This is a genomic window from Streptomyces sp. NPDC051987, assembly GCF_040680735.1.
Taxonomy (GTDB): Bacteria; Actinomycetota; Actinomycetes; order Streptomycetales; family Streptomycetaceae; genus Streptomyces.
Window position 1 is genome coordinate 113,969 of the sequence record NZ_JBFAXI010000005.1, and the last position, 19,851, is coordinate 133,819.

The following is a 19,851-nucleotide window of genomic DNA, read 5'->3' on the forward strand; positions in this document are numbered from 1 at the left end:
CTGGCCAAGACATGGGAAGACGCGCCCACGGCAGGCCCTCTCCTCACATGTTCTTTACCAAATCAAAAGGTTCCGGGCGCTTTCCCGTCCGTACTTCCCTGCGAACCGACTCCCGCCCCGTGCGGGACCCCCGACCGGCCAGGAGGCACTGGTGCGCTTTTCGCGGAACGCGACGGGAACGCTCCTTGTGGGCGGCGCCCTGAGCTTCACCCTCGCAGCCCTCGCCTACCCGAGCATGCTGGGCGTGAACACCACCTCCAGCGCCGCCACCCGCGTGATCGCCAACACCCAGTGGGGTCCGCTCACCGAAGGCGACCGGGACTTCGTGGTGAAGGTGCGAGCGGCCGGACTCTGGGAGTACCCCGTGGGCCAGCTCGGCCTGAAGAAGGGCCAGTCCCAGGCGGTCCTCACGGCGAGCAAGCACCTGATCGACGGCCACGCCGCGCTGGACGCCTCCTGCCGCAAGATCGCGCCGATGCTCAACATCACCATCCCGAACCTGCCCTCACCGCAGCAGCAGGGCTTCGTCAACACCCTGACCGCGGACACCGGCAAGAAGTTCGACACCGACTTCGCCAACATCCTGCGCGTGACGCACGGTTCGATCTTCAACACGATCGCGAAGATCCGCTCGACGACCCAGAACACCCTGGTGCGCATCCTGGCCGACCAGGCCAACGCCACGGTGCTCGACCACATCACGGTGATGGAGCAGACCGGTCTGGTCGACTTCCCCTCGGTCCTCTTCCAGGAGACGACCGCGCCGAAGCTGCCCGCCACCGACCTGACCCCGCCGCCCCCGGCCGCGGGCCAGCCCCAGGTCGTCCTCACTCCGCCGGTCAACAGCACCACCAGCCCGCCCGCGCTGCCGGGCGAGGCCGGCTTCCAGGGCAGCGGTGCCAACGTCGGCGGCGGGGCGAGCGGTCAGACCGGCGGAGTGAACGTGACGCCGGGCGCCGCCCCCACCGCCGGCTGAGTCACGTCAGGCGCCCAGCCACACGGTGGTGTCGGGCGGCAGCGTGCCGTCATGCGGCAACGGCACGCTTGCCAGAAGCACTTCGCCCGGCGGCAGCGGCACCGGTGCATCCGACAGGTTCGTGACGCACCGCCAGCCCTCCGTCCGGGCGAAGTGCAGCACCCCCGCGGGCGCCTCGGCCCAGGTCAGCGTCTCGCCCTCCAGCAGCTTGCGGCGGAGCCGCAGGGCAGTGCGGTAGAGCTCCAGCGTGGAGCCGGTCGTACCGGCCTGTGCCTCCACGGCGTACGCCCCGAACCACTCCGGCTGCGGCAGCCAGGCATCGCCGGGCCCGAAGCCGTACGACGGACCGTCCGTCGTCCACGGCAGCGGCACCCGGCAGCCGTCGCGGCCCTTGCGGGTGTGGCCGGTCTGTTCCCAGATCGGGTCCTGGAGGACGGTGACGGGCAGGTCGGCGACCTCGGGCAGGCCGAGTTCCTCGCCCTGGTAGACGTAGGACGAGCCGGGCAGCGCCAGCATGAGAAGGGTGGCGGCGCGGGCCCGCCTCAGGCCCCGGGAGCCGTCGACGGACGGGGTGCGGCCGCCGGACAGCAGCCAGGCGTTCTCGTCCGTGCCCGGCGGCAGCGTCAGCCGGGAGGCGTGCCGTACGACGTCGTGGTTGGAGAGCACCCAGGTGGCACTGGCGCCGGCCGCGTGGGCGGTGGCGAGCGAGCCGGTGATGACCTCGCGGAGCGCCTCGGCGTCCCACGGGGTCTGCAGGTACTCGAAGTTGAAGGCCTGGCCGAGTTCGTCCGGGCGCGCGTACAGGGCCCGGCGGGCGTCCGGGACCCAGGCCTCGGCGACGGCGGTCCGGGGCGGGCTGTAGGTGTCGAAGATCTTGCGCCAGTCGCGGTAGACCTCGTGCACCTCGTCACGGTCCCAGTAGGGGTGGGTGCCGGGCGGGACCCGCTCCAGCGCCTCCTCACCGGTCGGGCCGAACTCGGCCACGTCCCGCAGCGGTTCGGCGAGGTCCTTCACCAGGGCGTGCGCCACGTCGATCCGGAAGCCGTCCACGCCCCGGTCGGACCAGAAGCGCAGGGTGGCGCGGAAGTCGGCGCGGACGTCCTCGTGCTCCCAGTTCAGGTCGGGCTGCTCGGCGGCGAAGAGGTGCAGGTACCACTCGCCGTCCGGGACCCGGCGCCAGGCGCTGCCACCGAACACCGACTGCCAGTCGGATGGCGGGAGTTCACCGTGCGCGCCGCGGCCGGCCCGGAAGACGTAGCGCTCCCGGGCCGCGGAGCCGGGTGGGGACAGCAGGGCCTCCCGGAACCAGGGGTGCAGGTGCGAGGTGTGGTTCGGGACGATGTCCACGATCACCTTCAGGCCCAGCCGGTGAGCCTGTGCGACCATCGCGTCGAAGTCGTCCAGGGTGCCCAGGCGCGGGTCGACGTCCCGGTGGTCGGCGACGTCGTAGCCGCCGTCGGCGAGCTCGGACGGGTAGAAGGGGCTGAGCCACAGGGCGTCCACGCCGAGCGCGGCGAGGTGGGAGAGCCGCTCGGTCACGCCTCTCAGGTCGCCCAGCCCGTCGCCGTCCGCGTCGGCGAAGCTGCGCGGATACACCTGGTAGATCACGGCCTGACGCCACCAGTCGGGGTTCCTGGAGGAGAGGTCGACCACGCGCGTTCCTTTCGTGCTTCTCGTCGTGCTTCTCGGCTTCTCGGGCTGCCGGAGGGAGAGAGGACACCGAAAGGGAGTCTGTCCATATTGCCGAGAAAGCGAAACTTCACACCGCCCGGAACGGATCGTTCCCCGTGTGAGGGAGTTGTGATGAATCTCCAACGGCCGCTGCTCGCAAGCAGGTTGACAGTCTCAGGCGGGCCAACAACCATGGGCCGCACACCGTGGCGCATGTGAACGATGGGCCTGGTGTTTTTTCGCTTCCCGCTGCCCTTCCGCCGCCCGCCGGCCGCCCGTCCGCTTCTCGCGACGAACCGCGCCGGGCGGCGGGAGATGAGCACCCCCACGGATGGGATATCGATGTCCATAGCCAGACATGTCACCGCGCGCCGCCTGCTGGGTACGGGCGTCGCGTCGTTCGCCCTGTGCGCCGCTTCCGTCGCCGGCGCGTCCGGCGCCTGGGCGCACGGCAACCACGGCGGTGACGGCTGGAAGTCGGGCGGCCACTACAGCCCCGGCACCGGCGCGGGCACGGAGACCGGCACCGACAAGTGCCAGTTCTCGATCGACGGTTCGAGCTTCTTCGACTCGGTGAAGGTCGACGACCAGAACCTGAAGGTCACCGCCGACGGCAAGGTCCACCTCAAGGTGCGTGCCGCGGGCGGCGCCGCCTCCTGCACCGCCTCGCTCGCCTCCTACATCGCCCACGGGCCCACCTTCGCCACCTCGGGCCAGCAGATCTTCGTCGACTTCGACACGGTGACGGTCAAGCAGGGCCAGACCGACTCCCTCGACATCGCGGTCCCGGACGCCGGCTGCTTCGCGCAGATCGACCTCTACCGGGGCTCGACGAAGTTCGACGGGAAGACGGACGCCAACGACGGCTACACCCACGGCGACCTGCCGGCCGGCCCGGACCACACGGTCATCAAGGACAAGCTGATCGCGTCCTGGAACGGCGGCACGAAGGACTGCTCGACGACCGAGTCGTCCTCGCCGTCCCCGTCGCCCTCCGCCTCGGAGTCCGAGTCGGCCCCGGCCCAGCCGTCCGCCTCGTCGTCCACCCCGCCGGCCACCGGGACGACCGCCCCGGCGCCCTCGGAGAGCGCGACGACCGGCACGGCCAGTGCGTCTCCCTCCCCGTCCGGGTCGACGACCTCCCCGGCGTCGGCCCCGAGCACCGACTCCGGCGGTGGCGGCGACCTCGCCCACACCGGCGCCAGCTCCAGCACCGGTTACATCGCCGGCGGCGCGGTCCTGCTGCTGGCCGGCGGCGGCGCGATCGTCGTCGCGAGCCGGCGCCGCAAGGCGACCCGCGCCTGATCACGGCGGGTCCCTTCGAGCACGCGCGTACGCCCCGGCCGTCGTGGACGGCCGGGGCGTACGCGCGCCGGGCGCCTCCGTGCCGTGACGGAAGGCCGCCGATCGTAACCGCCGTCGTCTGCGCGGGAGCCGGGGCCCGGGTCGTCGTCGGCGGCAGAGCTCCGCCACGGGCGGACGTGACCGGCCGACCTAACGGGCGGACGTGACCGGCTGACGTGACCGGTCGACGTGACGGGGGGACGTGACCGGTCGGCCCCTCGGTGAGCGCCGGTGCCGACGGGGCCGCCGTCCTGCTTCCGTCAGCCCTGACTCCAGGCGGCCGAGGGAACCTTTCAGCGGGCGGCACCGCGGCCGCCGCGCCTCACTCCTCGGCGAAGTAGTGCCGTCCCGCGAGGTCCGCCACCACCCCCGGCTCCTGCGGCTCCCACCCCAGGGACTCCCGCGTCCGCCCGCTGCGCACCGGCACGTCCAGCGACATGAACGCCGCGAAGAACCCGAAGTGCCCGGCGCGCCGGTCCTCCGGGACGCTCTCCACCGGAACCCCCAGCCGCCGCCCGATGACCTCGGCGATCTCGCGCACCGCGATCCCCTCCTCGGCCGCGGCGTGCAGCTCCGCTCCGGCCGGCGCCTTCTCCAGCGCCAGCCGGTAGAGCCGCGCGAGGTCCAGCGTGTGCACGGCGGACCATCGGTTCGCACCGTCCCCGGCATAGCCGGAGACCCCCGTGGCCCGTGCGATCCGGATCAGCGTCGGCAGGAAACCGCCCCGGTCCCGCGCGCTGTGCACGACCGGCGGAATCCCGACGAGCACGGTCCGCACCCCCTGCTCGGCGAGGTCGGCGAGCAGCCGCCCGGTGGCCTGCCGCGGATTGGCGCCGTACGCCGCGCCGAGGTGCTCGTTGCCGTCGCCGTGCCCCATGCCGACGCCCAGGAGCGCCTTGCCGGTGCCGGCGAGCGCCTCGCCGAACGTCCGCACCACGGTCAGGTCGGTCGCCGCCGCCCCGGCCATGTCCCCGGCGGCCATCGCCGCGTGGTCGAAGGCGAGATGGACGACGGCGTCGGCGTCGTCCGCGGCAGCCCGCAGGCCGTCCAGGTCCGCCAGGTCGCCGCGGCGCACCTCGGCCCCCAGGGCCCGCACGGCCGCCGCGGAGCTCTCGGACCGGGCGAGGCCGACGACCTGGTGCCCGCCGCGCAGCAGTTCGGGAATGACGGCGGAGGCGATATGACCGCCGGCGCCGGTGACGAAAACACGCATGAGAGCCCTCCGAGGGCGCGAGAAAAGTGATGTGACTCGGTACCGTCACTGTCGTCACCGTACACCGTGACGGTACTGAGTCACATCACTTAGGCTGTTCCCCATGGCTCGATGGCAACCGAACGCGCGACTGCGCCTCGTGCAAGCAGCGATCGACCTGTTCGGCGAGCAGGGCTACGACAGCACCACCGTCGCCCAGATCGCCGAGCGGGCCGGGCTGACCAAGACGACGTTCTTCCGGCACTTCCCGGACAAGTGCGAGGTGCTGTTCGCGGGCCAGGAGGAGCACGGCCGCCTGCTGGCCGAGGGCGCCGCGGCGGCGGCCGGGACCGCGACCCCGCTGGAGGCGGTGGCCGCCGCCCTGGACGCCCTCGCCGCCTCCTTCACCCCGGAACAGCGTGCCTTCGGCCCGCGGCTGATGCGGGTCATCGACAGCGACAGCGAACTGCGGGAACGCGCCGCCTTCAAGCGGCTCACCCTCGCCACGACCCTCGCCACCGCCCTCGGCGAGCGCGGCGTCACCGAACCCACCGCGTCCCTCGCCGCCCATCTGGGCGCCCAGGCCTTCTCGGACGCCTTCGCCCGCTGGATCACCCCCGCGAACGACCGCCCCTTGTCCGACCTGGCCCGCGAGTCCCTCGACGCACTGCGGGAGGCGACCGCGGCCCTCACCTGAACCCGGCCGGACCCCGCCGCCCACCTCCTCGACGGTGGCGCCGTGGGCCGCCGGGCCGCCGCCGGACGCGGTCTCACCCGGACGGACCGGAGCGGTGGTGGGCGGGGTGGGGGCGTGGTGGCGTGGGAGCGCACCCGTTCCGCTGCTCCTGGTTCCCGGGGAGGCCCCGCCATGAGAGTCACCGCCTCCGGCCTTGTGCTGGCCGGCCTCCTCGCCGCGGTCAGCGCCTGTACGGCGGCCGAGCCACAGGCCGACGCGCACGCCTCCGCCCCGGCCACCACCGCGACCACCGCCGAGCGGGCCGCCTCGGCCGGTCCCGGCGCCGAGGCCGGCGCCCCGGCACTCACCATCGAGCAGGCGCAGGCCGCGCTGATCGGCGAGAGCGACCTGGGCGTGCCGTGGACGGCCACCGACGGCACCGCCACCTGGCACGACGGACTGCTCAAGGCGGCCACCGGACAGCCCGACTGCCAGCGCCTGCTGGAAGCCCTGTACACCGACGAACTGCTCGGCGCCCCGGCCGGCCCGCGGGCCGCGACCGCCCTCGACGACGGGGACGACGCGGCCCAGCTGCGCTACCAGGTCGACGCGAGCCACTCCGCCGACGTCGACCGGACCCTGGCCTGGCTGCGCGCCCTGCCCCGCACCTGCGCACGGTTCACCGCGCAGACGACCGCGGCCGGTACCGAGGCCGTCCAGGTCGCCGACGCCGGACTGCGGGACCTCGGCGACGCGCGGCAGGGGCTGCGGATCACCCTCACCGCCCAGCCCTCCGCCGCCGCCGACCCCACCACCCTCACCCTCGACGTGGCCGTCGTCCGCGTGGGCGACGACGCGATCGTGCTCACCGCCGGCGCCCTCGGCACCCTCCCGGACGACGCCACCACACAGGCCCTCGACATCGGCGTCCGCCGCCTCTCCCAGGTACGAGAACAGGGCCGCGCCCAGGCCTAGCGGGTCGCGGCCCCCACAGGGCACGGGCCCAGCAGGGCACGGGCCCCACAGGGCACGGGCCCCACAGGGCACGGGCGAACGGGAGCCAGCGGCCCAGGGGCGACACGGCCCGACGGGAGGCAGAGGCCCAGCGCGTCACCGGGCCCCACCGGGCCCCACCGGGCCCCACCGGGGTCAGAGGGCCCAGCGGGGTCACGGGCCCAGCGGACACGGCCGCGTACGGTCCGGGGGCTCGTTACAGCGGTGGCTGGGCCGGGGCCGGGCCCAGGGTCGTGGTGCCGGGGGCCGTGCGGTGGCCGAGGCCGGTGCGGTAGGCGTCCAGGGCCGCCTCCACCCGGCCGGTACGGCGCAGCAGGTCGCCCAGCATGCGGCACAGGTCCGCCAGGTCGCCCGCCGCGCCCGCCCGTTCCAGCAGGCTCAGCGCCCGCACGTAGTGCTCCTCCGCCGCCTCCGTGTCCCGGGCGTCCTCGGCGATGATGCCGAGCAGCCGGTGCGCGGCGGCCGAGTGGACCGCGCCGCGCTCGGAGGAGAAGTCGCCGAGCACGTCGTGGAGGAGTCCGGCGGCCTCGTCCGACTTGCCCTGGCGGTGCAGTACGTCGGCCAGCTCGACCGCCGCCTGGCTGCGGTACAGGGCGGCCCGGGTCTCGGACAGCATCGTGAGCGCTTCCCGCAGTTCCTTCTCCGCGCGCTCCAGCTCGCCGTTCTGCGCGTAGACGTAGCCGCGCATCCAGTGGCAGTTGGCGAGTTCGGTACGGAGCTGGAGCTGGCGGTACAGCTCGGCGGCCTTGGCCAGCGAGGCGTCGGCCTCGGCGACCCGCCCCTCGGCGAGCAGGGTGCGGGCCACGGAGCGGTGCATCCGGGCGATCAGCGCGGGGTCGCCGGCCTGCGGGGCGAGGGCGAGGGCGAGCTCCGCGGCCTGGGCGGCGCGGGCGTGGGCGCCCATGTCCATGTACGGGCCGATGGCGGAGGCGTACAGGAGCAGCAGCGCGTCCGGGTCGTGCAGGCCGCCGCGGTTCAGCTCGTCGAGTGTGGACTCCAGCAGGTAGACGGCGTACCGGAGTTCGCCCGCCAGGTAGTGGCTGACCGCCCGGCCGCGGATCGCCGGCACCCGCACCGGCAGCGGCTCGTCGGCCGTCCACAGCTCGGCCCGCTCGAAGTACTCCCGGGCCTGCGCCAGCTCACCGGTGTCCAGGGCGCACTCGCCCATCCCGAGCAGCGCGGTGGCCTGCTCGACCGCGAGCCCGTGCGCCTCCGCCTCCTCGAAGAGGGCCGCGTACTGGGCGGCGGCCGCCTCCGCCTCGCCGGTGGCCAGGGTGCGCTGGGCCTCGGTGAGCCGCAGCCTCAGGTCGGTGGCGAGGTGGGCGGGGCGCCCGCTGGCCAGCTCCTCGAAGCCGACGCCGAGCCGGCCCGCGATGTGCCGCAGCGCCTCGTCGGAGGCCCGCACCCGCCCGGCCTCCAGCGTGGAGATGTACGCGGGGGTGTAGGCCGGTTCGGCCAGCTGCCGCTGGGTCAGTCCGCGGTCGGTGCGCAGTTGCTGCACCCGCCGCCCTATGGTCTCCGGGTCGTCCCGCTCCTGCATCCTGCAGTCCCCCCAACTCCCCCTGTGCCTCTTGCCGTTGGGCACAACCTACCCCTAGGTTAAACCGCGGATTAAACGTGCTTAACCCGCCCCTGTTGTTGCGAGGTCGCCGTGCCCGGACGCACATGCGCACGCCCCACCGCACGTTCCCGGTCTCGAATGCGCTCGATCGGGGGGACCCCGACCGCCCGCAGTGCCGCCGCGGCGGTGATAGCCGTGGCCGCGCTGATCATCGCCGCGAACGCCGGTCCGGCCAGAGCGACGGACGACTCCCCGAGGTCCGCCACCCCGGCCGCGGTTCAGCACGTCGCCCGGTAGCCGTCCGGCACGTCGCCCGCGGTGTCGCCGACGCGGACGCGGTCCTGCCGCCGTCGCCGGGCAGGGCGCGGCCGGTGGCGGTGTCCCAGGCCTGCGGGGTGGATCCCGAAGGGCGGACACCCACGAGCCGCCCGTCCGGGTCCGGCGGTGAGCGGCGTGTCCGGAGACCCGGTTCCGAACAGCACGCGGCCGTCCGCGCGCCACCCTGTGCGGATTTCCCCCTTCCCGCCGGGGGCTCCGGCCGTCCCGCCGGCGGCTCCGGGTCCCAACCTGTGGGCGGCTGCGCCCAGTTCCGCGAAAAGCCGTCCCACGTTTTGCGGAAAGCCCTTTCCCTGGCATGGCCCGACCCGCCAGTCTCTCCCCGACCGGATGTCATGTCCGGAACCAATCGTGTGGACCGTCGACTGGAGCCCCCCGATGCCCCGACCCAGGACCCGTCACCTCGGCCGAGCCGCCGCCGTCATGGGCAGCGCCGCCGCGCTGACCGTCGCCCTGCCGTTCAGCGCCTCCGCCGGCGTGCTGCAGAACCTGCCGGAGAACGCCACCACGTTCCAGAAGTTCTTCGAGCCGCTGTACGACTACGACACCGACGCCTGCTACCCGGCCGCCGCCATCGACCCCGACGGCAACCTCAACGGCGGCCTGAAGCCGACCGGTTCGGTCACCGGCCAGTGCCGCTCCGGCCACCTCGACCACGCCAACACCTACTCGCGCGCCAAGTGCAACAACGGCTGGTGCGGGATCATCTACGCCAGCTACTTCGAGAAGGACGAGGCCTCCCCGGGCATCGGCCACCGCCACGACTGGGAGTGCATCGTCGTCTGGGTCAGGCAGGGCGCCGACTACCCGTCGTACCTCTCCGCCTCCCAGCACGGCGACTTCGAGACCGAGGCCGTCGCCGACGTGCCGATGAGCAGCCAGCGGGTCCAGGTCGTCTACCACAAGGACGGCCTGAGCACCCACGACTTCCGGTTCGCCAAGTGGGGCGAGACCCCGGAGAACGACGACGCCGCCTGGCATCAGGAGAACCTCCTCAGCTGGGACACCATGGCCTCCAACCTGCGCGGCATCCTGAACGCCTCGGACTGGGGCAACGCGAACTTCCCGCTTCAGGACGCCAAGTTCGACGACCACCTCAACAAGGCCAAGCCGAGCGCGATCACGTTCGACCCCTACGCCTGAGCCGGCCGCCGGCGCGCCGCACCGACAGGGCGGCCGCCGGCAACGCCCTTATTCCGGAACGCAGTTGGCCGCCTTTCCCCGGAATCCCGGGTGCTGTTGTCAGTGGCATGACCTACGCTCAGCACATCCGCCACACCCGGCCCACAGCGGACGTACACCCGTGGGCCGCCTTCCGTGGCGCCCACTTCATTCGATCCGGGGGGTTCGAATCAGCGTGCGTATGCGCACCGTCACGGCCGCCACCACCCTGGCGGTCCTCTTCAGCTCCGCGGCCCTGGCCGCCACTCCGGCCTTCGCCGACACCAGCGCGCAACTGCCCATCAGGTCGACCGGTGACATCGTCGTCGACGGCGCCCACCAGCGGGTCTTCATCAGCGACCCGGCCAACGGCAAGATCGTCGTCACCGACTACGCCGGAAACGTTGTCAAGCAGCTCACAACCGGCCTCTCCGGTGTCACCGGCCTCGAACTGTCGGCCGACTCGGGCACGCTCTACGCGGCCGTGCAGGACCAGGACGCCATCGCCGTCATCGACACCGCGACGGAGACCGAGACCACCCGCTACCCGGTCGGCGACAAGCCGCTGAGCGTCGCCCTCGCGGGCGGGAAGCTGTGGTTCGGCTACGGCGCCGCAGGGGCGGGCGGCATCGGCTCGGTGGACCTGACGAGCGACCGGCACGAGGTCACCCTCGGCCAGGCCGGCTTCTACTCGGCGCCGGTCCTGGACGCGGCGCCCGGCTCCGGCACCCTGGTCGCGGGCCAGCCCGGCATCAGCCCGGCCGAGATCACCTCGTACGACGTCTCCTCGGGCACCGCCACCAGGCTGGCGGGCACCGACGCCGGCAGCAACCTCCGCGACCTCCAGGTCACCCCCGACGGCAAGGACATCGTGGTGGCCAGCGGGGCGCCCTACTACCACCAGGTGTTCAGGACCGCCGACCTGAACGAGGACGGCAAGTACACCAGCACCGCCTACCCGAACGCGGTCGCCATCGCGCCCGACGGCACGGTCGCGGGCGGCAGCGACGCCTCCTACGACCCGGACGTCTACGTCTTCCACCCGGGCGACAGCGAGGCCGTCCGCACGTACGACTTCCCGAACACGGGCAGCTCCAGCGGCTCCGACGAACTCGCGGCCTCCGCCCTCGCCTGGGCGCCCGACGCCTCCCGCCTGTTCGCGGTGTCCTACAACAACAACGGCGTCTACTCCCTGCGGGAGTTCGACGGTCCGGCCAAGGCGGCCACCACCCTCACGGTGAACGCCCCGGCCTCGGCGCCGCGCGCCAAGAAGCTCACGGTCACCGGCAAGCTCGCCTCGACGGTCGCGATCCCGGCGGGCAGCGGGCTCACGGTCACCCGCACCGACCTGGACTCGCCGAACGGCAAGGCACTCGCCGCCGTGACGACCAGGGCCGACGGCACCTTCTCCTTCACCGACACCCCGCCGGCCGGCGGCAAGGTGACGTACAAGGTCTCCTACGCGGGCGACGCGGCGCACACGGCCGCCTCCGGCAAGGACACCGTGGACGTCTCGCGCGCCAAGCCGGCGCTGACGCTGAACAACAACGGCAAGGTGTACTCGTACGGGCAGAACGTGAAGTTCACGGCCCATCTCGGGACGACGTACAAGAACCGCACGGTGGAGATCTGGGCCGACCCGTTCGGCTCCGACCAGCCTGACAGGCGGGTGAAGTCCGGCAAGGTCGACGCGCACGGCAACCTGTCCGTCGTCCTCGGCCTGAAGCGCGACACCAAGGTCACCGCGAGGTTCTCGGGCGACGCCCGCTGGCAGCCGCGTTCGGTCTCCAGCTCGGTGGGCGCGAAGGTCAGCATCTCCATGTCGGTCAGCCGCCAGTACAAGGCGAAGAAGGTCTGGGGCCAGACCTACTACTACTTCCACAAGACGAAGAACCCGCTGTTCACGACCAAGATGCCGTACTACGGCGGGCGTTCCCAGCGGTTCGACTTCCAGGTCTACTACCAGGGCACGTGGTACTCCGACACTTCGCAGTACTTCGCGCTGGCCACCAGCGGGATCTCCCAGGTCGAGTTCACCGGCAGCCACAAGGACGACGTCGGCTGGCGCTTCCGCGTCCGCTCCGACTACATCAACGGCACGTCCGGCGACACCGTCAACTCCACGACGTACGGGGCCTGGAAGTACTTCACCTTCACGAGCTAGTGGCTCAGCTGGTCTGAAGCTGCCGCAGGTGCTGCTGGACGTTCTCCAGGGCGCCCTCCCGGCGGCCCGGCACCCTCAGTCTCAACTCCGCGAGCGCGGGCCCGAGTTCACGGGCCCGCGCCGTGTCCTTGATGGCGCTCCACTGGTGGTGGGCGCGGTCCACGGCCGCCTCCACTGCGGGCGTGTCGGCGGGCTCACCGGCGGCCAGCCGCGTCCTGGCCACGGTGAGCCAGGTACGGCAGCTGCGCGCCGCGTCCCCCGCGAACATCGCGAGGTCGGCCCGGACCTCGGACCAGTGCAGGGCGTCCTCGGAGGCCGGCCCGTGCGCCCGCGCGGCCGCCTCCTCCCAGCGGGCGGCGAGTCCGTCCGCCTCGGCGTACCGCCCCTGGCGGACCGCCGCGCTGATGGCGTCGTGGGGATCCCCGCTGTCCGGCGTGTGCGTGCTGAGCAGCAGGTCGGCGGCGACGTCCGCGCCGAGCCTCGCGAGCACCTGCCGGTGCAGCTCCGCCATCGCCGGCCGGTGCCCGCTGCGCAGCACGGTCGCCACGGCCTTCATGTACGACGGTGAGCCGATCCCGCGCCGGGCGGGCGGCGGCGCGATCCGCCCGTGCACGGCGTTGTTCCGCCCGGAGTCGAGCGGGGCGGTGCGCAGCAGCTCCCAGGTCTCCGGGTCCGCGTGCAGGTCGAGCACCAGCGTCGTCGCGCCGGCCGGGCGCAGCCGCAGCTCTTCCCGGACCCAGTGCCAGGGCAGACCGGTGTAGCGGAGGGTGGCGGGCGTGGTCCGGGCCAGCGCGAGATGCGGCAGCCGCTGCTTGCGGTCCAGGTGCAGCTGGCCCGTGACGAAGACGGTCAGCGGACCGGGGGCGGCCGCGGCGGCCCGCAGCCGGGTCAGCACGGCCTGCGGTTCCAGGGGGTCGGCCAGTTCGACGACGTTCGCGGTCTCGGTGCCGGAGAGTATGGCCGGGGGCACGGCCGCGAGCACGGGGAGCACGGAGGCCGCGTCCACCAGACGCCCTTTGCCGGTCGGCGAGGCCGCGAGCAGCAGCACGGTTCCGGGCATCGGGCCCTCCCCCTTTGTTCCCCGGTTTCACTTACGCCAGCACGGTAACCGCTGCGCTTGCAAAGCGGCGACCACGGAAAGCCTTTGACCCACCTGCGCCCCGGTACGCCCCCCGCGCCCGCCCTCCCCCGGCCCACCCTTCTCGGCGCCGCGCGCACAGCCTTCTGGGCCGCGACGATGCTCGGCCACGGCGGGGCCGGAGAACCGGTAGCCGCCGTCGGACCACCGGCCGGTCGCGGAGTGCGGCAGCGTCGTGGCTGGTCGCGCAGTTCCCCGCGCCCCTGGGAAGCTACAGCCCCGCACGCCACCACCGCGCACCCTTGTCCGCCGCGACGGTGTTTTGCGGGTGACCGACTTGCCAGGGGGTACCCGCAGGTGTGCTCTGGAAGGCGGGGCGAGGAGAGAGGAGCACGCTCATGGCTCAAGCGGCACCCACGTCCGGGGGCATGCCCCGGAGCGGCCGGACGCCCGACGTGTTCAGCGCGCGGATGCACGCCAGGGCCCGGGTGGCCATACCGGTGGTGACCGGGCTGATCTACGGCTACTGGGCCGCGGCCAACCGGCGCAGCGGCGGGCCCATCACCAGCTGGAACCTGCTGTTCGGCTTCGTGACCGCGTTCGTCTTCGCGGTGGTGCTGTTCGCCGTGCTGACCTACGCTCCACGGCTGCCCCGGGAACTGCACGCACTGGTGTGGACGGCGTTCATCGGCATCGCCTTCGGCTTCCTGTACAGCCAGACCGGCGAGGCGATCATCCGGTCCATCGGCATCTCGCTCGCCGTCGCGGCGGTGGCGTTCATCCTGATGTTCTACCGGTTCTACACGCACGAGGACGCCGCCGGACACCGCATCAGGTAGCGGCGCGGCGCCCTCGACGTACGCGTGGGCCCCGGCCCCCACGGCCGGGGCCCACGGTTCCCCTATTTCCCCTCACCGGTCGCCGGAGCCGCTGCGCGCACACCGACGACGCTCCCCCACCAGGAAACACCCGTTCGGGTCAACCCTCCACCGGAGCGCGGCGCCCCACGGGTTCGCACCGCCGGGCCCCGCCGTACCGTCCGTTCGGCTCGACCTGGGCCCCGCGATGCCCCGAATGCAGTCACCCCGCTCGCCTGACCGGCCCTCAGCGGATTGCCTGGAGGCGTGTCCTCCGTGCCCTCCGTGCCCCCGGCGTCCCCAGGGCCCCCCTGGCCCCCGCCGCCCGCACGCCTGCGGTGCGCCCTGTCGGCCCTGCTGATCGCCCTCGCCTGCCTGCTGCTGCCGTTCGGCGCGCTCGCGGCCTGGGCGGCGTACGGGCTGGCGGACACCGGACAGTACGTCAGCACGATGGCACCGCTGGCCGACGACCCGGACGTCCGGGACGCCGTGGCGGACACCGTCGGCGACGGCATCATGCGCGAGGTGGACGTCGGCCGGCCGATGCGCGGCACGGTGGCGCCGTTCGTGCGCGACGCGGTCCGTTCCTTCACCCAGACCCGGGCGTTCCGGCTGGCCTGGGACGCCGGCAACCGGGCCACCCATGACGCCGTGCTGCGCGCGCTCCAGGGTGAGCGCGAGGAGCCCGTGACCGTCGACCTCGCCCCGGTGACCGCCCAGGTCAGGGACCAGCTCGCCCAGGACCATGTGCCGCTCGCGGCCCGTATCCCGGTCCAGCACACGGCCGTCGCGGTACTCCCGGCCGCCGAACTGGACCGGCTCCGGAAGGGGTTCCACGTGCTCGAAGTCGCCGGCTTCTGGCTTCCCGTCGCGGCCGTCGTCTTCGCGGTCGGCGGCATCGCCCTCGCCGTCCGCCGCCGCCGTGCCGTCACGGCGACCGCGCTGGGCACGGCGCTGGGCGGCGCCCTGCTCGGCCTCGCCCTGACCGTCGGCCGCGGGCTCACCCTGGCCGACCTGCCGCCGGACGTCTCACACCCGGCCGCGGCCGCCGTCTACGACGCCCTCACCGCCACTCTGCGCACGGTCTCCTGGCTGCTCCTGGCGCTCGGCCTGGCGGTGGCCGGGGTGGCCTGGATCAGCGGCCGGCTGCGCCGCACCGGGCGGCGCGGGGCGCGGTCGCAGGCCGCCGGCACGGCGGATGCCACGTCCCTCAGGGCGGACTCGCAGACTCCCGACCAGAACATGACCGTCAGGTAGAGGTAGTTCCCGTACCAGGTTGCTCCAGGTAACAGGTTGCTCCAGGTAACAGGCTGTTCCCGTAGCAGGCCGTTCCCGTAGCAGGCCGTTCTGACCTCGCCGGCGCCCAGGGGTCGAGGCCCGGCGGCTACGGTCTGCTGGACGGGCCGTAGCCGTCGGCACGGGGGTGGCGCGGACCGTGCGCCGCGAGGCCGGCCAGCGCCCGCAGCGCCCCCACCAGTTCCGGCTCCGTCGCCGACGCCATCCCGAGCCGTACCGCGTCCGGCGTCCGCTTCGGGTCGACGCGGAACGCGGTACCGGGCGTGACCGCGATCCCGAGGTCCGCCGCGGCCGCCGTGAAGTCGTCGGCCCGCCACGGCTCGGGCAGTTCCCACCAGGCGAAATACCCTGCCGGATGGGCCCGTACGGTGAACCCTGCCAGCGCCTCGCGGACCAGCCCCTGCCGGCGCGCGGCCTGCTCCCGCTTGGCCGCCACGAGCCGCGCCACGGTCCCGTCCCCGATCCATCGCACGGCCGCCTCCAGCGCGAACGCCCCCGCGCTCCACCCGCCGGACCGCACGGCGGCCGCCACCGCGTCCACCCGGTGCTCCGGCACGACGGCGAAACCGACGGTGAGACCGGGCGCGACCCGCTTGGAGAGCCCGTCGACGAGATGGACCCACCGGGGCGCGAGGGCGGCGAGCGGCGGCTCCGGACCGTCGTGCAGAAACGACCAGATGCGGTCCTCCACGACCGGCAGCCCCAGGTCGTCCACCGCGCGTGCCAGGTGCAGCCGCCGCTCGGCCGGGACGGTCAGCGAGGTCGGGTTGTGCAGGGTCGGCTGCAGGTAGAGCGCGGAGAGCGGGGCGGCCCGGTGCGCGGCCAGCACGGACTCGACGACCGGCCCCCGCTCGTCCGCCCGCACCGGGACGAGCACGATGCCGAGCCGCCCCGCGATCTCCTTGACCAGCGGATACGTCAACGGTTCGACCCCCACCCGGCCGCCCGGCCGGACCAGGGACCCCAGGGTGGCGGCGACGGCCTGCCGGGCGTTGCCGGTGAAGAGGACGCGGCCGGGGTCGGGCCGCCAGTCGCCGGTGGCGAGCAGCGCGGCGACGGCCTCCCGGGCGTCCGGGGTGCCGTCGGCGGCGGCCGGCCGCAGGGCGTCGGTGAGCGCGTCCGGCCGCAGCAGGGGCGCGAGAGCCGGTGCCAGCAGCTCCGACTGCCCTGGTACGGAGGGGTAGTTGAGCTCCAGATTGATCCGGGCGTCACCGGCCTCGACCAACGCCCGCCCCGGCGGCGTGACGTGCGCGGCCCGCACGAAGGTGCCCCGCCCGACCTCGCCCACCACCAGCCCGCGCCGCACGAGTTCGGCGTACACCCGTCCGGCGGTCGAGGCGGCGATCCCGTGCCGCCGCGCGAACGCCCGCTGCGGAGGCAGCCGTTGCCCGGCCCGCAGTCGCCCCCGCGCGATGTCCAGCGCGATCCGGTCCGCGATCCCCCGGAAGTCGCCCACGGCTCCCCGCCCCCCTCATTGCACCGAGAGCAAAGATTCTATTGCACCGAGAAGTTGGTGATCCCTAGGGTCGACCACATGCCCCCCTCCCTCGCATACGACGACAATCCACCGCCAACACCGCCAACCCCCCACGCCTCCCGCAGCGCCCGCACCTCCCCCACCCCGCTCCTCCTGGTCCACGGCCACCCCTTCGACCGCACGATGTGGCACCCCCAGCGGACGGCCTTCGCCCGCACCCGCCGGGTCATCACCCCCGACCTGCGCGGCTACGGCGCCTCCCCGGTCACCCCGGGCAGCACCCCGCTCTCCCGCTTCGCGGCGGACCTGGCGGAACTCCTCGACGCGCTGGACGTGGCGACCTGCGTCCTCGCCGGCCTCTCCATGGGCGGCCAGATCGCGATGGAGTGCTACGACCGTTTGGGTCCCGCCCGGATCCGGGGCCTGGTCCTGGCGGACACCTTCCCCGACCCCGAGACCCCGGACGGCAGACGGGCGCGGAACGCCATGGCCGACCGTCTCCTGCGCGAAGGCATGCGCGGCTACGCCGACGAGGTCCTGGAGAAGATGGTCGCCCCGTACGCCCGCCCCGACGTGAAGGCCCACGTCCACCGGATGATGACGGCCACCAGCCCCGAGGGCGCGGCAGCGGGCCTCCGCGGCCGCGCCGAACGCCCCGACTACCGCCCCCTGCTCACCAGGGTCGCGGTCCCCGCCCTGGTGGTCGTGGGCGCCGACGACGAGTACACCCCCGTCTCCGACGCCGAGGCCATGCACGCCCTGCTCCCCGACTCCACCCTGCGCGTCATCGACAGGGCGGCCCACCTGCCCAACCTGGAACGCCCTGAGGAGTTCAACCGCGCGCTGGGCGACTTCCTGGCCCGGGTGGACGAGGCCGGGTGACCGACCCCGGGCACCCGTGTCGGCCCGTGCGGCGTCCGCGGACGAGGCCGTTCAGGCCGAAGCGGTGCCCGCGAGGCAGCAGAAGCGCCGTCCACGACCCCGCCCCTCGCGGCCCTGCCCCCCGCGGGCCCGTGCCCCGCCGCCGACCAGCCGATAATGGGCCGCATGCCCCGCGAGCTTCCCATCGGCCTCACCCCTCCCGACTGGCTGGTAAGGAACCTCCGGCCCCAGCAGGCGGCCCCCCTCAACTGGGCCGCCCTCGCGCGCGCCGCCGTCGCCATGAGCCTCCCGCTCGCCGTCGGGCTCGCGGCCGGACAGCCCGCGTACGGGGCGCTCGCCTCGATGGGCGCCCTGTCCGGGGTCATCGGCGACACCGCCGACGCCTACCGGATGCGGATCCTCAACATCGCGGTCCCGCAACTCTTCGGCGCCGTCGGCGTCACCGTCGGCTCCGTGGTCTACGGCCAGGGCTGGCTCACGGTCGCCGTCGTCACCGGCATCGCGCTGCTCTCCGGGATGATCTCGACGATCGGCGCGGTCTCCTCCGTCTCCGGCCTCCTGCTCCTGCTCAACTCCGTGATCGGCGCGGGCCTGCCGCTGCCCGGCGCCTGGTGGCTCACCCCGGTGCTGATGACCGGCGGCGGCCTGCTGGTCCTGCTCCTCGCCCTGCTGGCCTGGCCGCTGCGCTCGGGCGTACCGGAACGCTCGGCCGTCGCCGCCGCCTACCGCACGGTCGCCGACCTGTTGTCCGTCGACGACTCCGACGACGGCGAGGCGTACGACCGCGCCCGGCACACCGTCACCCAGTCGCTGAACCAGGCGTACGACCTGATCCTGGCCCGGCGCGCCCGCTACCACGGCCGCAACCGGGAGCTCACCCGTCTGCTGGCCCAGTTGAACGCGATCACCCCGGTGGTGGAGGCCGCCCCCGCCGTGCGGTTCGCCCGCCTCGCCGGCAGGCCGCTGCCGCCCGAGGTGCCGGCGGCGCTCCTGCACCTCGCCGAGGCCGTCGAGACCGGCTACACCGGCCCGACAGGGCTGCACCTGCCCGAGCCCGTCAGCGAGACCGGCCGCGCCGTCGACCACGCCCTGCGGCACGTGGCCGAGGTCGCCACCGCGCCCGACGTCGACCCCCGCGGCATCGACGACCGCCTGGGCCGCCCCGCCGCCCTCGGCATCCGCACCGCCCGAGCCGCCCGCAACGTGGTCCTGTCCGCCAACTCCTGGCGCTACGGCATCCGCCTCGCCCTGTGCATCGGCATCGCCCAGGCCCTGGTCTCCCTCGTCCCGGTCCCGCGCTCGTACTGGGTTGCCCTCACCATCACCTTCGTCCTCAAGCCCGACTTCGGCTCGGTCTTCTCCCGCGCCCTGCTGCGCGCGCTGGGCACGGTGGCGGGCCTGGTGGTGGCGGCGACGGTGCTCACCGTCGTACCCCGCGGGTGGTGGGACGTCCCGGTGATGATGGTGCTGGCCCCCCTGATCCCCGCCCTGACCCCCCGGGGCTACGGCTTCCAGACCGCCGCCATCACCCCGGTGATCCTGCTTCTCTCCGACGTCCTGAACCACCAGGGCACGGCCCTGCTCCTCCCCCGCCTCCTCGACTCCCTGATGGGGTGCGCGATCGCGCTGATCGCCGGGTACCTGCTCTGGCCGGAGAGCTGGCGCACCCGGGTCGGCGACCGGCTGGCCGACGCGGTGGCCGACACCGCGTCCTATGTCGAGCTGGCCTTCAGGGCGGACACGGATCCCGCCGGGCGGGCCCGGCTGCGCCGCCGCCTCTACCGCGACCTGTCCGTCATCCGCACCGAGTTCCAGCGCGCCCTGACCGAGCCCCCGCCCACCGGTCGCCGGGCGGCCGCCTGGTGGCCCCTGGTCGTCGCCGTGGAACGCATCGTCGACGCCACGACGGCCGCCCGGGTCCGGGTACGGCACGGAGCACCGCCGCCGGACCGGGCCGAGGTCGATCAGGTGACCCTGCAGCTGCGCGAGCTCGCGGAGGGGGTCCGCCGCTCGGAGACCCTCGTCGCGGTCCGCACGGATCTGACGGGGCCGCCGGACAGCGTCCTGGAACCCCTGCGCCAGGAGGTGGCGGCGGCACGGGCGATCGCCTCGCCGCACTGAGGCCGGGACTCGACCGCGGTACGCCCGACAGGAGTCATCGGCCCT

At 73.7% G+C, this 19,851-nt stretch carries 16 protein-coding genes; 11 read left to right on the forward strand and 5 right to left on the reverse strand.

Translation table 11 applies throughout. The features are described from left to right. Positions 1–187 precede the first annotated feature (187 nt). Positions 188–976 (forward strand): DUF4142 domain-containing protein, encoded by a 789-nt coding sequence (locus tag AB0M11_RS04425; protein ID WP_365701355.1) that lies wholly within the window; start codon positions 188–190, stop codon positions 974–976. Positions 977–982: 6 nt separating this feature from the next. On the opposite strand, the gene AB0M11_RS04430 is transcribed toward AB0M11_RS04425, so the two are convergent. Next, positions 983–2,629, reverse strand: coding sequence for an alpha-amylase family glycosyl hydrolase (locus tag AB0M11_RS04430; RefSeq protein ID WP_365701208.1), 1,647 nt, complete (start codon positions 2,627–2,629; stop codon positions 983–985). Positions 2,630–2,989: 360 nt separating this feature from the next. Here AB0M11_RS04430 and AB0M11_RS04435 point away from each other — a divergent pair, with 360 nt between their 5' ends. Next, a complete protein-coding gene (locus tag AB0M11_RS04435; protein ID WP_365701210.1) occupies positions 2,990–3,952 on the forward strand; it encodes an LAETG motif-containing sortase-dependent surface protein in 963 nt (320 codons plus the stop codon). Positions 3,953–4,313: 361 nt separating this feature from the next. Here the strand turns inward: AB0M11_RS04435 and AB0M11_RS04440 are convergent, their stop codons facing one another. Then, positions 4,314–5,204: an SDR family oxidoreductase gene (locus AB0M11_RS04440; protein ID WP_365701212.1), complete on the reverse strand. Its 891-nt coding sequence runs from the start codon at positions 5,202–5,204 to the stop codon at positions 4,314–4,316. 103 nt (positions 5,205–5,307) lie between these two features. Between AB0M11_RS04440 and AB0M11_RS04445 the strand changes: the two genes are divergently transcribed. Together AB0M11_RS04445 and AB0M11_RS04450 are read left to right on the forward strand one after the other, a co-directional pair. Next, positions 5,308–5,880: a helix-turn-helix domain-containing protein gene (locus AB0M11_RS04445; protein ID WP_365701214.1), complete on the forward strand. Its 573-nt coding sequence runs from the start codon at positions 5,308–5,310 to the stop codon at positions 5,878–5,880. Between the two features lie 171 nt (positions 5,881–6,051). After that, positions 6,052–6,834 carry a hypothetical protein gene (locus AB0M11_RS04450; protein WP_365701216.1) on the forward strand — a complete coding sequence of 261 codons (783 nt, stop codon included), beginning with the start codon at positions 6,052–6,054 and terminating at the stop codon, positions 6,832–6,834. A 235-nt stretch (positions 6,835–7,069) separates the two neighbouring features. Here the strand turns inward: AB0M11_RS04450 and AB0M11_RS04455 are convergent, their stop codons facing one another. Continuing rightward, complete coding sequence (locus tag AB0M11_RS04455) at positions 7,070–8,413, reverse strand: tetratricopeptide repeat protein (protein ID WP_365701218.1); 1,344 nt, start codon at positions 8,411–8,413, stop codon at positions 7,070–7,072. Between the two features lie 159 nt (positions 8,414–8,572). On the opposite strand from AB0M11_RS04455, the gene AB0M11_RS04460 reads away from it, so the two are divergent. The 3 genes from AB0M11_RS04460 to AB0M11_RS04470 all read left to right on the forward strand — a co-directional run bounded on the left by AB0M11_RS04460 (position 8,573) and on the right by AB0M11_RS04470 (position 12,095). After that, complete coding sequence (locus AB0M11_RS04460) at positions 8,573–8,731, forward strand: hypothetical protein (protein WP_365701220.1); 159 nt, start codon at positions 8,573–8,575, stop codon at positions 8,729–8,731. Positions 8,732–9,148: 417 nt separating this feature from the next. Further along, a complete protein-coding gene (locus AB0M11_RS04465) occupies positions 9,149–9,913 on the forward strand; it encodes an NPP1 family protein (RefSeq protein WP_365701222.1) in 765 nt (254 codons plus the stop codon). 214 nt (positions 9,914–10,127) lie between these two features. Further along, entirely contained in the window at positions 10,128–12,095 is a 1,968-nt protein-coding gene (locus AB0M11_RS04470; protein WP_365701224.1) for an Ig-like domain repeat protein, read from the forward strand. Between the two features lie 4 nt (positions 12,096–12,099). Here the strand turns inward: AB0M11_RS04470 and AB0M11_RS04475 are convergent, their stop codons facing one another. Further along, a complete protein-coding gene (locus tag AB0M11_RS04475; RefSeq protein ID WP_365701226.1) occupies positions 12,100–13,155 on the reverse strand; it encodes a hypothetical protein in 1,056 nt (351 codons plus the stop codon). Between the two features lie 416 nt (positions 13,156–13,571). Here AB0M11_RS04475 and AB0M11_RS04480 point away from each other — a divergent pair, with 416 nt between their 5' ends. Further along, on the forward strand, positions 13,572–14,012 hold the full coding sequence (locus AB0M11_RS04480) for a hypothetical protein (protein ID WP_365701228.1): 441 nt from the start codon (positions 13,572–13,574) through the stop codon (positions 14,010–14,012). 294 nt (positions 14,013–14,306) lie between these two features. After that, positions 14,307–15,287, forward strand: a complete 981-nt coding sequence (locus AB0M11_RS04485) for a hypothetical protein (protein ID WP_365701357.1) — start codon at positions 14,307–14,309, stop codon at positions 15,285–15,287. Between the two features lie 127 nt (positions 15,288–15,414). Here the strand turns inward: AB0M11_RS04485 and AB0M11_RS04490 are convergent, their stop codons facing one another. Further along, positions 15,415–16,782, reverse strand: coding sequence for a PLP-dependent aminotransferase family protein (locus AB0M11_RS04490; protein ID WP_365701230.1), 1,368 nt, complete (start codon positions 16,780–16,782; stop codon positions 15,415–15,417). A gap of 78 nt (positions 16,783–16,860) precedes the next feature. On the opposite strand from AB0M11_RS04490, the gene AB0M11_RS04495 reads away from it, so the two are divergent. Continuing rightward, complete coding sequence (locus AB0M11_RS04495) at positions 16,861–17,685, forward strand: alpha/beta hydrolase (protein WP_365701234.1); 825 nt, start codon at positions 16,861–16,863, stop codon at positions 17,683–17,685. Positions 17,686–17,850: 165 nt separating this feature from the next. Further along, complete coding sequence (locus tag AB0M11_RS04500) at positions 17,851–19,806, forward strand: FUSC family protein (protein ID WP_365701236.1); 1,956 nt, start codon at positions 17,851–17,853, stop codon at positions 19,804–19,806. The last annotated feature ends 45 nt before the right edge of the window (positions 19,807–19,851 follow it).

What these genes read in the sequence shown, in the direction of transcription:
- AB0M11_RS04435 (WP_365701210.1), top strand. Translation starts at nt 2,990, where the DNA reads ATGTCCATAGCCAGACATGTCACCGCGCGCCGCCTGCTGGGTACGGGC.
- AB0M11_RS04440 (WP_365701212.1), bottom strand. Translation starts at nt 5,204, where the DNA reads ATGCGTGTTTTCGTCACCGGCGCCGGCGGTCATATCGCCTCCGCCGTC.
- AB0M11_RS04445 (WP_365701214.1), top strand. Translation starts at nt 5,308, where the DNA reads ATGGCTCGATGGCAACCGAACGCGCGACTGCGCCTCGTGCAAGCAGCG.
- AB0M11_RS04450 (WP_365701216.1), top strand. Translation starts at nt 6,052, where the DNA reads ATGAGAGTCACCGCCTCCGGCCTTGTGCTGGCCGGCCTCCTCGCCGCG.
- AB0M11_RS04455 (WP_365701218.1), bottom strand. Translation starts at nt 8,413, where the DNA reads ATGCAGGAGCGGGACGACCCGGAGACCATAGGGCGGCGGGTGCAGCAA.
- AB0M11_RS04460 (WP_365701220.1), top strand. Translation starts at nt 8,573, where the DNA reads ATGCGCTCGATCGGGGGGACCCCGACCGCCCGCAGTGCCGCCGCGGCG.
- AB0M11_RS04465 (WP_365701222.1), top strand. Translation starts at nt 9,149, where the DNA reads ATGCCCCGACCCAGGACCCGTCACCTCGGCCGAGCCGCCGCCGTCATG.
- AB0M11_RS04475 (WP_365701226.1), bottom strand. Translation starts at nt 13,155, where the DNA reads ATGCCCGGAACCGTGCTGCTGCTCGCGGCCTCGCCGACCGGCAAAGGG.
- AB0M11_RS04480 (WP_365701228.1), top strand. Translation starts at nt 13,572, where the DNA reads ATGGCTCAAGCGGCACCCACGTCCGGGGGCATGCCCCGGAGCGGCCGG.
- AB0M11_RS04495 (WP_365701234.1), top strand. Translation starts at nt 16,861, where the DNA reads ATGCCCCCCTCCCTCGCATACGACGACAATCCACCGCCAACACCGCCA.
- AB0M11_RS04500 (WP_365701236.1), top strand. Translation starts at nt 17,851, where the DNA reads ATGCCCCGCGAGCTTCCCATCGGCCTCACCCCTCCCGACTGGCTGGTA.